The organism is Pontimicrobium aquaticum (assembly GCF_005047595.1).
Lineage (GTDB): Bacteria > Bacteroidota > Bacteroidia > Flavobacteriales > Flavobacteriaceae > Pontimicrobium > Pontimicrobium aquaticum.
Genome location: NZ_SUPL01000002.1, coordinates 519,088 through 533,349 on the forward strand (window position 1 = coordinate 519,088; position 14,262 = coordinate 533,349).

Sequence of the window (14,262 nt, forward strand, 5' to 3'; positions counted from 1 at the left end):
TTATGACAGAAGAATTAAGAACTAAAATAATAAACGTTTGTGATAAGAAAATAGCACAAAAAGGAGATAATGTAGGCGTGTCTTTCTATGCATTTTTCACAAATAAAAATGATAATCCTGAGCTATTGATGGAAGCAGCTACTTGGTGGATACAGACACATGAGTTAGACCATTTTGAAAAAGCAGTTAAAATAAAAGCGCTTGTACAATAATGGAATCTCAACCTAATAACCCTTTGCATGGTGTAAAACTAGAACAAATTATCAATGATTTGGTAACACATTATGGTTGGGAATATTTAGGTTACAATATTAATATACGCTGCTTTACAAACGACCCTTCTGTAAAATCGAGCTTAAAGTTTTTACGTCGTACACCTTGGGCTCGAACTAAGGTTGAGACAATGTATTTAAACATGCTAGAAAAGAAAAACTCTCGTATTTAAATATCTCATTTTTACTTTAAAAACGTAAGTCTAGGATAATACTTAACCTCTTTTTCATTGTTAATTCTAAATGTATTGAATAACACAGATAGCACATTAATTATATACATAATTACTGTAGTTGCAAAGATAGTACTTAGGCTAAAACTATCTAAAATTCCAACTTTAGATAGGAGAAATATTGAAAACGGAATAGAAAACATAAGCATTGTCCATGTAATTTCGAAGTTAATGAGGTCTCTACCTAATGTATTAATACCCTTAATTTTATCTTTTTTTGAAGTCCATAATATAAAAGGAACTATTATACCAAGCAAAGGAAAAAACAAGAATGTAAGTGTAGAAAGATTGAGATAAACTAAATAGCTGTTGTCCTCTTTTATTGCCCAATCAATTAGCTCATCAGGGCTTGCGTTTAAACTATTAGCTAATCGTTTTAGTGAGTCGCCTGTTGGATTAGTTTCACCATTTTCAATACGTTGAATAGTTCTTAAGCTTAAACCAGATTCATCAGCAAGTACTTCTTGCGACATGCCTTTTTGGTTTCTTAAAGCCTTTAATTTTATTGCTAAGTGGTTATTAGTCATTTTCTAAAGTATTTATTGTTTTGTTACGGTTTTTTTTTGTCGCATAATAGCGATTGTTATTGCACCTAGTAAAAATCCAGGGATAAGTTGAATTAATGAACCATAAACCACTTGTTGAAATGTAGCTTGTGCAAAGTTATCAAAATAAAGGCTATAATGAGTTCCTATGTCCCATTTGGTATCAATCCACCAAAGTACAGCAACAGGAAATCTTGAAATGGGTGAAAATATACCTAAACTCAAAAAGAGTATTAGAAGCGAGTTCTTATCATTATATAATTTAATTCCCCAATAAATGGCAAATCCTAATGTTAGCCAGAGTAATCCAACAATATAAATAGCATTTTCAGGCACTCCTATAAGTTCAAGAGAAAATCGAACAGGTGTTAAAACCAGTGCAATTAGTATTGGTGTTTTGGCAAGATGCAGTGCACGTTTAATTTTTGATTTTTGAATGATGTTTGTTTCTTTTTTCATGAATGTGACAATGATTTATCGTTTGAAACAAAAGTACATCAAGGCAATGGACATTGATGTCGTCATGATTATGACATCTTTACGTCATGTGTGCTAATTGTAGTAAAACTGATAAAGAAAAGAGGTTTTATTGTTTGTAGATGAAGACGAAAAATACTCGTGATTAGTTTTTGAGTTTCGTTTAACAGGTGTGTATAAAATCAATACGTATAACTACGTATATTTTAGTTGCTTAATGCCCTCATACACAACAATGCCAACAGCATTTGCAATGTTTAAACTGCGTACATGTTTGCTATATAAAGGTATTTGATAAAGTGATTCAGGATAATTACTTAAAAGCTGTTTTGGTAAACCAACTGATTCTTTTCCAAATACTAAAAACAGATTGTCTTCAAAAGGGATATCACAATACTCTTGTGTACCTTGACTAGATAAAAATGCCATCTTAGCACCTTTGTTTTTTGTAAAAAAATCATCAATGCTATCATAATAGATAACATTAAGATGCTTCCAATAATCTAATCCAGCACGTTTTAAACGCGTGTCATCAATCTCGAAACCAAAAGGTTTTACTAAGTGTAGGTTAGAGCCTGATGCTAAGGCTAAACGACCGATATTCCCTGTATTATTAGGTATTTCGGGTTCAATAAGTACAATGTTTAGTGGCATTATTTTTTAGTCAATTTTATTAGAAGTAAACGTATTAAAAGTACAAATGGAAAACCATGTAATACTACATCAAACCAGTCCATTGGTTTCATACCAACTGCACCACCAGCTATCCATTTTATTTTACCAACAATGTGTGGTTCTGGAAAAAACGGTGCTAAGCCTAATGTTAAACAGGCTATTATTACAAGTTTCCAATCGTTTAAAATTTTCATTTGTTTAAATTTATTGTTTTTTATCGGTCAGATGTAATTCGCCAATAATGGTATCGGTTGTTGTCAACCTTTTGTTACGGCTCATTTCATGCTTTAATTACTTTTTTTAAACTATTTACTAATAAATCGACTTCCTCAAAAGTATTAAAAATAGCAAAGGATATACGAATACCATTAATGTTATTTTCATAAATACCTCTCATGCGTAACTTCTTTTCTTTGTTAAGTACTGGATTTAATTTAAGGTTGTCTTTATCCTTTATTCTTATCGTAATCATAGAAGCTGAATAGAGGTCGCTCTCTGGTGTTAAAATTTCAATTTCTGGTGTATTGGCAACCCCTTTCCTAAAACGAGTAACGAGTTCTCGCCCTCGTTTTGCTACATTGTCAATGCCAATAGTATTTATAAAATCTATGGCGCTACCTATACCTAATGTGATTGGTGTATTTCGTGTACCATATTCTTCGCGTTGTGCGCTATGTCTATAGTCGATAGTTAACGTATTTAAGTCGAACTTACTATCGGTATATGCACCTGCGAATACAGGAGAAATTTCACTAATAATGCTTTTGTTTATAAACAATACGCCTGTGCCCTTAGGTCCAAACAGCCATTTATGTCCACTACTTGCATAAAAATCTGGATTGATATCTCTTAAGTCTATGGGAAACATGCCTAGTGATTGTGCACCATCAATACACGAGTAAATATTTTTACTTCGGCAAAATTCTACAATGTCTTTAGCTGGAAGCTTCATTCCAGTAGTACATGTAATATGCGAAAAAGCAACAACTTTGGTTTTTAGAGTAATACTGTCTTTTATGATTTGTAGGTTGTTCTCGCCATTAAAATCTAAATCTATCAGTTTCACCACAGCACCAAAATCTTTAGCAAGAGCCATCCAAGGCGAAGCGCCTCCAACATGTTCGTGAGTGCTGATGATGATTTCATCTCCTTTTTTTAACCGTAAGCTTCTTGCAGCAATGTTTAGACCTTCAGTAGCATTTCTTGTAAAGGCTATTTCATCAGTAGTAACATTTAAAAACTTCGCCATTTTTTCATGAGTTTCATCAATTTGATGGCGACCATGACTGCAGGATGTTTCTAATTTTTCCATGGCATTGCAAACAGTGTCGAGCACAATTTTTGGAGAAGGACCAAGGCTTCCAGTATTTAGGTAATGATAGTCTTTAGCAAATAGAAATTGCTCGCGAATATTGTTCCAATCTATAGTATTATAATCACTTGCATTAGGCTTTAAAGTAGGAATGCGTGGTTTTACTTTTAAAGCATTTTCAGCACTTAATAAAGGAGCTGCTGAGGTTAAAAATAATCCGCTAAGAATGTTCTTTTTTATAAAACTTCGTCTAGATGATTTTGACATAAAAAAACTTTTGACGAAAGTTAGTCGTTTTTGTTTAGATAGTCAAGCAAGTGTTTTCATGTAATTTTAAAAAAATATATTTTAGATGTGATATTAAGTAGGCATCTAAGGATATTTTATTTTTTGTAAATTGGTTGCTTTAACTAAAGCAGTTAACGTTGGATTTTAAAAATTTTTACGAAGAATTAAGAAGGCGAAATGTAATAAAATCGGCTTTGACTTACTTGGTTATTTCTTGGATTATAATTCAGGTAGTAACTACAATTCTTCCAACGTTTGACGCTCCTGATTATATTCAAAAAACGTTTGTTTTTATTCTGATACTTGGATTTCCGCTTTGGGTGATATTTTCTTGGGTATATGAATTAACACCTACAGGGCTTCAAAAAACTAAAAATGTAAGTTCAAATCAATCGATAACTAATCAAACAAATACCCGATTAAATAAAATACTACTACTAAGCTTAGGTATTGCTATAGTTTTATTATCTATTAATTTGATTCAAGGAAACTCTATTGAATTACAAAAAAATGAAATCAGTATTAATACTAAAGATTTCGGAAGTAATTCTATCGCTGTATTAGCCTTTGCAGATATGAGTCCAGATAAAGACCAGGAATATTTTTCAGATGGTATTAGTGAAGAGATTTTAAACCTATTGGCTAAAATTCCTGATTTAAAAGTGATTAGTAGAACCTCTTCTTTCTCTTACAAAGGAAAAGATCAGGACATTAAAGTTATTGGTGAGGAGCTTCAAGTACGTAATGTGTTAGAAGGTAGTATTAGAAAAGCAGGAAATACCTTTAGAATTACTGCGCAATTAATAGATACAGAAGATGGTACTCATGTATGGTCTGAAACATATGATAGAGATATAGAAGATATTTTTAAAATACAAGATGAAATTGCTGCTACTGTAACCGACAAACTTAAAGTTACTTTACTAGGAGAAGCAAAAGTTGCTTCTAAAAAGACCAATACAGAAGCGTATAATATGTTTTTGCAAGCAAAAGCATACATTAATCAAGGAAATAAAGAAAAAAATGAACAGGGCATTAAGTTATTAAAAGAAGCCATAAAAATTGATCCAAATTTTGCGCAAGCTTGGGTATTATTAAGTACAGGATATAGTAGATCTATTAGTAATTATGGAGTAAGACCCATGTCTTATTTCGATTCTGTATTTATCATGGCAAAACAAGCAATAAAATTAGACCCAAATTCTTCTGAAGCAGTTTCTAATTTAGCTTATAGTTATCTAGTTGATGGTGATAATGAAAACTCAAGATTGTATAGTGAAAAGGCTTTACAATTGAATAAAAATGATGCAAAAGCAAATAATATTTATGGTTTGTTGTTAAGAAATAGTGGAGAAGTAGATAAAGCAATACCGTACTTTGAAAAAGTAGCGCAATTAGACCCTGTTCGTGTAGGAGTTTTTAATTATAACCTTGGAACCTGTTATCAATTTTTAGAAATGATTCCTGAAGGAGTTCATTATTATAAAAAAATATTAGAAAGTAGAGGCTTTGATGCTATTACCCATCAACAATTAGCCGAATGTGCAGTGTATATGAATGATAAGGAAGAAGTGTTGCACCATATAGATGAACTTATTAAAGGTGATGAAAGTAACCTCATTAATTTGAATCGCTCAGGGATGTATCTTAGTTATTTTAAAGATTTTGAAAAGGCCAACACTTACTTTGAAAAAGTATATAACCATCCAAAATTCACACATTTAGATTATGCAGAATCTGCTATTGGAGTAGCATATCAATTAATTCGTAAAGGAGAAACTAAAAAAGGAAACAGAATTCTTGACGATACATTTAAAGTAACTTCCGATAAATTTGGATTTGATACTGATATTTGGGAATATTGTTGGAATTATGCTAGGATAGAAGCAATACGTGGAAACACTGATGCAGCAATAAAACATGTCGAAAGAATGATAAAAGGAGGGTTTTTAATGTATCGATTGGCAAATATGGATCCTTATTTAAAAGGAGTTCATGACGACCCTAGGTTCATAAAACTTATGAATAACTTAGAATCTAAAGTTTCTAAAATGAGGAATAAGGTAATTGCTCGCAATATGGAATTGATGAAGAAAAACTAGTTTAGCTGTTTTTAAGCAATATCAAATAAGAATCTTTTTTACAAATTCATTAATCGTTTCTACACCTCCATTAGTCACATGTTTTACAAAAGCACTACCGATAATAGCACCTTTAGCGTATTTGGTTGCTTGTGTAAAAGTCTCGTTGTTGGAGATTCCAAATCCTATAATTTGAGGATTATTTAGGTTCATATTAGCAATACGTTCAAAGTAATTGGTTTGCTCGTCACCAAAACCAGATTTTGCTCCAGTTGTACTAGCGCTACTTACCATGTAAATAAATCCGTTAGAAATGGAGTCGATATATCTAATGCGTTCGTCACTAGTTTGGGGTGTGATTAAGAATACATTAATCAATCCATACTTCTCAAACGTGGCTTTGTATTCGTCATGATACACATCTACTGGTAAATCAGGAATAATCAAGCCATCAATTTCAATTTCTTGACATTTTTTGCAGAATGCTTCCACACCATATTGCAACATTGGGTTAAAATACCCCATGATTATTAATGGAATATTTACCGATTTTCTAATGTCTTTAAGTTGATTAAAAAGCACTTCAGTGGTCATGCCATTTTTTAAGGCTTGAGTAGAGCTTGCTTGAATGGTTGGACCATCAGCTAAAGGGTCACTAAAAGGCAGACCGATTTCAATCATATCAACACCATTGTTCTCTAAGTTTTGAATGATGTTTACTGTATCATCAATATTTGGGTATCCAGCTGTAAAATAGATGGAAAGTAATTTTTTATCTTCTTGTAATTTTTGGTTGATTTTGTTCATTGTTTATTTTTTGTGTCATTGCGAGGAACGAAGTGACGTGGCAATCTTTTGATGAGATTCCTCACTTTGTTCGGAATGACATTACAATTTAAAATGCTTAATATATGTTTCTAAATCTTTATCGCCACGACCTGACAAGCTTACTACCACAATATCATTTGGTTGAAACTGTTTTTTTTCAAAAATAGCCAAGGCATGAGAGCTTTCAATAGCTGGAATAATACCTTCTAATTTGCATAATTCTAAACCAGCCGTCATGGCATCATCATCTGTGATAGAGATAAATTCAGCACGACCAGACTTATATAAATGTGCATGCATAGGTCCAACACCTGGATAATCTAATCCAGCAGAAATGGAATAGGGTTCCGTAATCTGTCCATCGTTGGTTTGCATCAATAAAGTTTTACTACCATGAATTATGCCTTCTCGCCCTAACACAGACGTTGCAGCGCTTTCTCCAGAATCGACCCCTAAGCCAGCTGCTTCAACAGCAATGAGTTGCACATCTTCATCATCTAAAAAATGATAATAAGCTCCAGCTGCATTACTACCTCCACCAACACAAGCTACGACGTAATCTGGTTTAGTTGTACCCTCATGTTCCTGTAATTGCCATTTAATTTCTTCGGAAATAATGGCTTGAAAACGCGCCACCATATCAGGATAAGGATGAGGTCCAACAACACTACCAATAATATAGTGCGTGTCTATAGGATTGTTAATCCAATCACGAATGGCTTCGTTTGTCGCATCTTTAAGCGTCTTGCTTCCAGAAGTTGCAGGTACAACCGTTGCTCCAAGCATTTTCATTCTAGCCACGTTAGGTGCTTGTCGAGCAATATCAATTTCACCCATATACACAATACATTCTAAACCCATTAATGCACACACAGTTGCAGTGGCTACACCATGTTGTCCAGCTCCAGTTTCGGCAATGATTCGGTTTTTACCTAATCGTTTAGCCATTAAAATCTGACCAATAGTATTATTGATTTTATGCGCTCCTGTATGATTTAAATCTTCACGTTTTAGGTAGATTTTGGTGTTATATTTTTCTGATAATCGTTTGGTAAAATAGAGTGGAGAAGGACGACCAACATAATCTTTTAGGAGTTGATTGAATTCTTTTTGAAACTCAGGTTCAGCCATTACTTTTAAATAATTTTGGCGTAACTCTTCTACATTTGGGTATAGCATTTCTGGAATGAAAGCGCCTCCAAATTTTCCATAATAGCCTTTTTCGTTGACGTTATAACTCATAATTATGTCGTTCTTGTCAGGTCGAGTGAAATTCTGTAAGAATTTTGTATCGAGACCTTTTTACTTCTCGATACAATTTTTGTTTCTCAAAAATCACTCGAAGTGACATTGTTTTTTAAATTCTTTTAATGCTTCAATATTTTTTAATCCTGCTTCAATTTCGAATTTACTATTTACATCAATAGCAAAACAATACTCTGAAGCTTCACTGTTTATAAATTCTTTTAATTTTTCTTTTTGCTCTAAACCAATGCCACCGCTTAAAAAGAACGGTTTTGTCGAAGGATAATCTGTTAATACATCCCAATTAAATGTATAGCCATTTCCTCCAGGGAGTTTTCCTTTGGTATCAAATAAAAAGTAATCACAAACTTGTTCGTAAGGTTCTAGCACTGTAAAGTCAAAGGTATCTTTTATAGAGAATACCTTAACCACTTTTGCATTTGTTGATTTAAGAATTCTGCACATTTCAGGTGATTCATGACCATGTAACTGTATTGCTGATAGCTTATGTTTTTCTATTTGATTAGCAATAAACTCTACTGTTTTGTCAACAAACACACCAACTTTATGGATGGATTTAGGTAAATCTGGAATTGCTTCTTCAAAATGTCTAGGTGATTCCTCATGAAATATAAATCCAAGAAAGTCTGGTTGCAAACTTGCAACAGCTTCGATATTATCTTGGTATTTCATTCCACAGACCTTTAGCTTCATCTTTCTAAATCATTTATAAAATTTCTTGCACTTTCTCCAGGATTATCTGTTTTCATAAAGTTTTCACCAATTAAAAATCCTTGATAACCGTAAGGTTGTAATTCTTTTATTGCTTCAATAGAACTGATGCCGCTTTCTGATACTTTTACAAACTCATCAGGAATGATTTTGCTAAGAGCCTTACTTATGTCTAAGCTCACCTCAAAAGTTTTTAAATTTCTGTTGTTGACACCTAACATATCTATAGAAGGCATGATAGATTTATTCAATTCCTCCTCATTATGTACTTCTAAGAGCACATCAAGTTGCAAGTTTTTAGCAAATTCGGAAAACTCTTTAATATCTTCTTTGGTTAAAATCGCTGCTATTAGTAAAATGACATCAGCTCCATAAGCTTTTGCCTCAAGAATTTGATAATTGTCAATGATGAATTCTTTTCTAAGCAAAGGTAAATTACAACTTGCTCTTACAAGTAATAAATCGTCTAGTGAGCCACCAAAATATTTTGCATCTGTAAGTACTGACATGCCGCAAACTCCAGCATTTTCGTAACCTTTTGCAACATCTTGTACATTTAAACTATTATTGATAATTGATTTTGATGGTGAGCGACGTTTGTGTTCAGCAATAATTCCAGTATTACTGTTTCTTAAATTTTTCGCAAGCGAAACGGTTTTTCTATCAAACAACACAGAATTTTCTAATTGCTTAATTGGAATTACCTTTTTTCGAAGCGCTACTTCTACGCGTTTGTCTTTTACTATTTTGTCTAGTATGTTCATTACTTGCTTAATTCGATAAGATTATTCAACGTTGCTTTTGCTTTACCACTTAATAAAGACTCTTTAGCAAGTTCAAATCCTGCTTGATGACTTATTTGTTTTGAGGTTGCAATAGCTAATCCTGCATTTGCATAAACCACATTGTTTTGTGCTTCTGTTCCATTTCCGCTAATCACATTGACGAAAATCTTTGCTGCATCTTCAACAGTATTTCCTCCAAAAATCGCACTTTGTTTTATTTGGTTAACTCCTAAATCCTCAGGAGAGAACATACTCTCAGAATGATTTGAAATCACTTTTGTTTTCCCTGTTAATGATATTTCGTCGTAGCCATCCAATGCATGAACAATGCTATAGTTTTTATCAGTTTGTTGGTATAAATACCCATACAATCGTTGTAATTCTAAATTAAAAACACCAACCATTTGATTTTTAGGAAACGCTGGATTTACCATTGGCCCTAGCATGTTAAAAAATGTTTTCACACCTAATTCTCTACGAATAGGCGCTACATTTTTCATGGCTGGATGAAATAAAGGTGCATGCAATACACAAATACCTGTTTTGTCGATTGATTTTTTTAAAAAGTCTTTGTCGTTTGAAAATTTAATACCTAAGTACTCCATAACATTAGAAGAACCACAAGCTGAGGACACTCCATAATTACCATGTTTTGCTACATTAACACCTGCTCCAGCTGTGACGAATGATGATAGGGTTGAAATATTAAATGTGTCTTTTCCATCACCACCAGTTCCACATAAATCAATAGGATTAAAATCTTTTAAATCGACTGCAATACACAATTCCAACAATGCATCTCGAAACCCTTGTAATTCCTTAAGCGTGATACTTCGCATCATATACACTGTAAGGAAAGAAGCTATTTGACTTTGGTTGTATTGTCCTTCGGAGATATTCACCAAAACCTGTTTTGCTTCTTCGCTTGAGATGCTTTCGTGATTTATAAGTCTATTAAGTAACTGCTTCATGATTTAAGAATTAATCCAGTTTTCTAATATTTTTTTTCCATCTGGTGTTAATACAGATTCTGGATGGTATTGCACACCTTTTACATCGTATTCTTTATGTCTCAATGACATCACTTGTCCATTTTCGTCAAACGATGTTGCCTCTAAGCAATCCGGAAGGTTTGCGTTAACAACCCAGGAATGATAGCGTCCAACTTCTATGTTTTTATTTAATCCGTTAAAAAGAGATTCGTCTTCTACACAAATGGAAACTTTTGTAGCTACACCATGATAAACTTCGTCTAAATTAACTAATGAGCCACCAAATACTTCTCCAATAGCTTGCTGACCTAGACATACTCCTAAAATACTTTTTGTTGGTGCATATTCTTTGATAATAGCTTTTAAAAGACCAGCTTCATCAGGGATTCCAGGACCTGGAGATAATACTATTTTATGAAATAGTTTAACATCCTCTAACGTCAATTTATCATTCCTAACAACAGTCACATCACAATTTAAATCTTCAAGATAGTGGACTAAATTATACGTAAAACTATCATAATTATCTATGACTAATACTTTCATATCGATATTCTTTCTGCTATTGTAATAGCTTTTGTTAATGCTCCCAACTTATTATATACTTCTTGTAATTCATCATCTGCACTAGATTTTGATACAATTCCTGCTCCAGCTTGCCAATGCAGTTGATGATTTTTACTTAAAAAGGTTCTTATCATGATGGCATGATTGTAATTACCTTCAAAATCCATAAAACCAATAGCACCTCCATAATATGTTCTACTTGTTTTTTCATAATCTTCTATCAGTTGCATTGCTCTATGTTTTGGCGCACCACTTAAAGTGCCTGCTGGAAACGTATCAGCAACAACTTGCATTGTTGATACATCGTCATGTTTTTCCCCAGTGACTCTACTTACCAAGTGAATTACATGGGAAAAGAACTGTACTTCACGGTATTTTTCAACGGTTACTTCGCTGCCATTTCTGCTTAGGTCATTTCTCGCTAAGTCAACAAGCATAACATGTTCGGCGTTTTCTTTTGCATCTTCTACCAGTTTTTCAGCAAGTTCGGCATCTTTTAAATCGTCTCCAGTTCGTTTAAATGTTCCAGCAATAGGATGTATTTCAGCTTTTCCATCACTTACGACTAATTGTGCTTCTGGTGAACTTCCAAAAATCTTGAAATTGCCATAATCAAAGTAGAATAGGTAAGGCGAAGGATTAATACTCCTTAATGCACGATACACGTTAAATTCATCACCTTTAAAATCTTGTTGAAATTTTTTAGATAATACCAATTGAAATACATCACCTCTAGCACAATGTTTTTTTGCTAATTCTACATGTTCTTTATATTCATTATCTGAAAGGTTTGAACTAATCTCTCCTTGGGAGGTAAATTGATAAGACGCAAAATTTTTAGCCTTTATTAAATGAAGAATATCATCCACATTGTTTTTAGTATCAAAGCAATGTGCAAAAATATAAGCTTCATTTTTAAAGTGATTGATGGCTATGATGTTTTGATATACTGCGTAATAGATGTCAGGAATTTCAATAGAGTTTTCTTTTTTTGAAATTTCTACATCTTCAAAATACTTTACTGCATCATATGCTGTAAAGCCAAAAACACCATTGTTGATGAACTTAAACTGCTCATCAGTATCTACCTTAAATTGTTTTGTAAACTTATGAATCTCATTTGTAACATCAGTCGTTTTGGTATCATAAACCGATTGACTGCCATCAGGAAATTTCTGAGTGATTATGTCATTTTCAACTTTAATAGATGCAATTGGGTTACAGCAGATATATGAAAAACTGTTATCGTTAGCATGATAATCACTACTCTCAAGCAAAATACTATTAGGATACTTATCTCTAATCTTCAAGTATATGCTTACAGGCGTAATGGTGTCTGCAAGTATTTTTTTGTAATGTGTTTTTAATTGATACATAATATAAATTAAAAAAGGCTTGTCGTGAATGACAAGCCTTTTAGATATTTTTAGTTTAAATATACAATTGGGTTAATTCACGAATGTTAGTTTCGAAAATTCCACCACCAAGTATTATTTAAAATTGAGTTCATTTGTTATGTTTGTTCAAATATAGAAATGAAAATGTAATAATCAAATGTTATGATAAAAAATATGATAAAATTCAATAAATATCGTTTTACGGACGAGTGAAAAGTTTTGTTAAAGTTTGTCGATACTAACTTTAGATGATTATTTTTATAATATGAAGCACACATTAGCCCTTTTTGTTTTACTATTAGTTTCTTGTAAAACAGACAAGAAAACAGATACAGCTCAAACAAATGACATAAAAACGGAAACATCAACAAACAATGATGTTAAACTTGAAATTCATGATTTTAATGGTCTTGAGCCTTATTTAAACAGAACAGATGACAAAATTTATGTTGTTAATTTTTGGGCAACTTGGTGTGCACCTTGCATAAAAGAACTACCTCATTTTGAAGCATTAAATGCTAATTATAAAGGTAAAAATATAGAAGTAATACTAGTAAGTTTAGATTTTCCACATCAATTCGAAACTAAATTGAAGCCATATATCAAAGAGCATGATTTAAAATCTAAAATTGTTGTGCTTGATGATGTAGATATGAATACTTGGATCCCAAAGGTTGATGAAAATTGGGATGGTGCCATTCCTGTCACCATTATTTACAATAAAGATAAAAGGGAGTTTTACGACCAAACATTTACATACGAATCATTAGAAAACGAGTTAAAACAATTTTTAAAATAAAAAACTATGAAACTTTTTAAAACACTATCTATACTTGCAATTGTATTGGTTGCAAGTGCTTTTTCGGTAAACACCACAGTTGCCAGTGGCTACGAAGTAGGTGATATAGCAACAGATTTTAAGCTTAAAAATATTGATGGTAACATAGTATCCTTAGCAGATTATACAAGTGCAAAAGGATTTATCGTAATTTTTACTTGTAACACTTGTCCTTACGCTGTTCAATATGAAGACAGAATTATTGCATTAGACAAAAAATATGCTGATAAAGGATTTCCTGTAATTGCAATTATGCCGAACGACCCTGAAGTACAACCAGGAGATAGTATGGAAGCAATGAAAGCAAGAGCAGTATCAAAAGGGTTTACATTTCCTTATTTAATGGATGAAGGTCAAAAAATTTATCCACAATATGGAGCTACAAAAACACCTCATGTTTATTTATTAGAAAAAACCAATAAAGGTAATGTTGTAAGATATATTGGAGCTATTGATGATAATTATAAAGATGCATCTGCTGTAAACACTAAATATGTTGAAGATGCAGTAGATGCACTTCTAGAAGGTAATAATGTACCAGAAACTAAAACGCGTGCCATAGGTTGCACTATAAAAGTAAAAAACAATAACTAATTTAACTGTAACATACTTCTTTTTTGATAGTCCTTATAAATAAATTATCAAGAAGTATTAATTTTGCTTAAAAGATTAAGGTATGGCAAATTTAACTCAAGAAGAGTGGAAACAACAGTTAGCAAATGATGCTAATGCAATTATATTAGATGTAAGAACTGATGAAGAAGTTGCTGAAGGTATTATACCTAACGCAATTCAAATAGACATTTATAAAGGCCAAGGGTTTATTTACAAACTTGAAGAATTAGATAAGACCAAAAACTATTATGTGTATTGTCGTTCGGGTGCCAGAAGTGGACAAGCCTGTGCTATTATGAATCAATTAGGTTTTGATAATGCATATAACCTTGTTGGAGGCATACTTGAGTGGAAAGAGGATCTTGTAACAAACTAAACAA

At 32.6% G+C, this 14,262-nt stretch carries 18 protein-coding genes; 6 read left to right on the forward strand and 12 right to left on the reverse strand.

Annotation, left to right across the window (positions count from 1 at the left end):
• Positions 1-2: 2 nt before the first annotated feature.
• Both E5167_RS05285 and E5167_RS05290 read left to right on the forward strand, forming a co-directional pair.
• A complete protein-coding gene (locus tag E5167_RS05285) occupies positions 3-212 on the forward strand; it encodes a DUF6500 family protein (RefSeq protein WP_136841758.1) in 210 nt (69 codons plus the stop codon).
• Entirely contained in the window at positions 212-445 is a 234-nt protein-coding gene (locus E5167_RS05290; RefSeq protein ID WP_136841760.1) for a VF530 family protein, read from the forward strand. The genes E5167_RS05285 and E5167_RS05290 overlap by 1 nt, the downstream gene beginning before the upstream one ends.
• Before the next feature lie 11 nt (positions 446-456).
• On the opposite strand, the gene E5167_RS05295 is transcribed toward E5167_RS05290, so the two are convergent.
• The 5 genes from E5167_RS05295 to E5167_RS05315 all read right to left on the reverse strand — a co-directional run bounded on the left by E5167_RS05295 (position 457) and on the right by E5167_RS05315 (position 3,781).
• Positions 457-1,032, reverse strand: coding sequence for a helix-turn-helix domain-containing protein (locus E5167_RS05295; RefSeq protein WP_136841763.1), 576 nt, complete (start codon positions 1,030-1,032; stop codon positions 457-459).
• A gap of 12 nt (positions 1,033-1,044) precedes the next feature.
• Positions 1,045-1,509 carry a hypothetical protein gene (locus tag E5167_RS05300; RefSeq protein ID WP_136841765.1) on the reverse strand — a complete coding sequence of 155 codons (465 nt, stop codon included), beginning with the start codon at positions 1,507-1,509 and terminating at the stop codon, positions 1,045-1,047.
• Positions 1,510-1,722: 213 nt separating this feature from the next.
• Positions 1,723-2,181 (reverse strand): tRNA (cytidine(34)-2'-O)-methyltransferase, encoded by a 459-nt coding sequence (locus E5167_RS05305; protein ID WP_136841767.1) that lies wholly within the window; start codon positions 2,179-2,181, stop codon positions 1,723-1,725.
• Positions 2,181-2,396 carry a hypothetical protein gene (locus tag E5167_RS05310; protein ID WP_136841769.1) on the reverse strand — a complete coding sequence of 72 codons (216 nt, stop codon included), beginning with the start codon at positions 2,394-2,396 and terminating at the stop codon, positions 2,181-2,183. Before E5167_RS05310 ends, E5167_RS05305 begins: the two co-directional genes overlap by 1 nt.
• An 86-nt stretch (positions 2,397-2,482) precedes the next feature.
• The gene (locus tag E5167_RS05315) at positions 2,483-3,781 is read right to left on the reverse strand and encodes an aminotransferase class V-fold PLP-dependent enzyme (RefSeq protein ID WP_136841770.1); all 1,299 of its coding nucleotides are present in this window, start codon (positions 3,779-3,781) and stop codon (positions 2,483-2,485) included.
• A gap of 158 nt (positions 3,782-3,939) precedes the next feature.
• Here E5167_RS05315 and E5167_RS05320 point away from each other — a divergent pair, with 158 nt between their 5' ends.
• Positions 3,940-5,904, forward strand: a complete 1,965-nt coding sequence (locus tag E5167_RS05320) for a TPR end-of-group domain-containing protein (protein WP_136841772.1) — start codon at positions 3,940-3,942, stop codon at positions 5,902-5,904.
• Positions 5,905-5,925: 21 nt separating this feature from the next.
• On the opposite strand, the gene trpA is transcribed toward E5167_RS05320, so the two are convergent.
• From trpA to E5167_RS05355, 7 genes are all read right to left on the reverse strand, one after another.
• Positions 5,926-6,690 (reverse strand): tryptophan synthase subunit alpha, encoded by a 765-nt coding sequence (gene trpA / locus E5167_RS05325; protein ID WP_136841774.1) that lies wholly within the window; start codon positions 6,688-6,690, stop codon positions 5,926-5,928.
• Between the two features lie 81 nt (positions 6,691-6,771).
• Positions 6,772-7,953: a tryptophan synthase subunit beta gene (trpB, locus tag E5167_RS05330; protein ID WP_136841776.1), complete on the reverse strand. Its 1,182-nt coding sequence runs from the start codon at positions 7,951-7,953 to the stop codon at positions 6,772-6,774.
• Between the two features lie 93 nt (positions 7,954-8,046).
• Positions 8,047-8,670 (reverse strand): phosphoribosylanthranilate isomerase, encoded by a 624-nt coding sequence (locus E5167_RS05335; protein WP_136841778.1) that lies wholly within the window; start codon positions 8,668-8,670, stop codon positions 8,047-8,049.
• Entirely contained in the window at positions 8,667-9,452 is a 786-nt protein-coding gene (trpC, locus tag E5167_RS05340; RefSeq protein ID WP_136841780.1) for an indole-3-glycerol phosphate synthase TrpC, read from the reverse strand. Before trpC ends, E5167_RS05335 begins: the two co-directional genes overlap by 4 nt.
• The gene (gene trpD, locus E5167_RS05345) at positions 9,452-10,444 is read right to left on the reverse strand and encodes an anthranilate phosphoribosyltransferase (protein WP_136841782.1); all 993 of its coding nucleotides are present in this window, start codon (positions 10,442-10,444) and stop codon (positions 9,452-9,454) included. The genes trpC and trpD overlap by 1 nt, the downstream gene beginning before the upstream one ends.
• Before the next feature lie 3 nt (positions 10,445-10,447).
• The gene (locus E5167_RS05350) at positions 10,448-11,011 is read right to left on the reverse strand and encodes an anthranilate synthase component II (protein ID WP_136841784.1); all 564 of its coding nucleotides are present in this window, start codon (positions 11,009-11,011) and stop codon (positions 10,448-10,450) included.
• On the reverse strand, positions 11,008-12,408 hold the full coding sequence (locus E5167_RS05355) for an anthranilate synthase component I family protein (protein WP_136841786.1): 1,401 nt from the start codon (positions 12,406-12,408) through the stop codon (positions 11,008-11,010). Before E5167_RS05355 ends, E5167_RS05350 begins: the two co-directional genes overlap by 4 nt.
• Before the next feature lie 286 nt (positions 12,409-12,694).
• On the opposite strand from E5167_RS05355, the gene E5167_RS05360 reads away from it, so the two are divergent.
• From E5167_RS05360 to E5167_RS05370, 3 genes are all read left to right on the forward strand, one after another.
• Positions 12,695-13,228: a TlpA family protein disulfide reductase gene (locus E5167_RS05360; protein ID WP_136841788.1), complete on the forward strand. Its 534-nt coding sequence runs from the start codon at positions 12,695-12,697 to the stop codon at positions 13,226-13,228.
• A gap of 6 nt (positions 13,229-13,234) precedes the next feature.
• The gene (locus E5167_RS05365) at positions 13,235-13,861 is read left to right on the forward strand and encodes a thioredoxin family protein (RefSeq protein ID WP_136841790.1); all 627 of its coding nucleotides are present in this window, start codon (positions 13,235-13,237) and stop codon (positions 13,859-13,861) included.
• 82 nt (positions 13,862-13,943) lie between these two features.
• A complete protein-coding gene (locus E5167_RS05370; protein WP_136841792.1) occupies positions 13,944-14,258 on the forward strand; it encodes a rhodanese-like domain-containing protein in 315 nt (104 codons plus the stop codon).
• Positions 14,259-14,262: the final 4 nt, after the last annotated feature.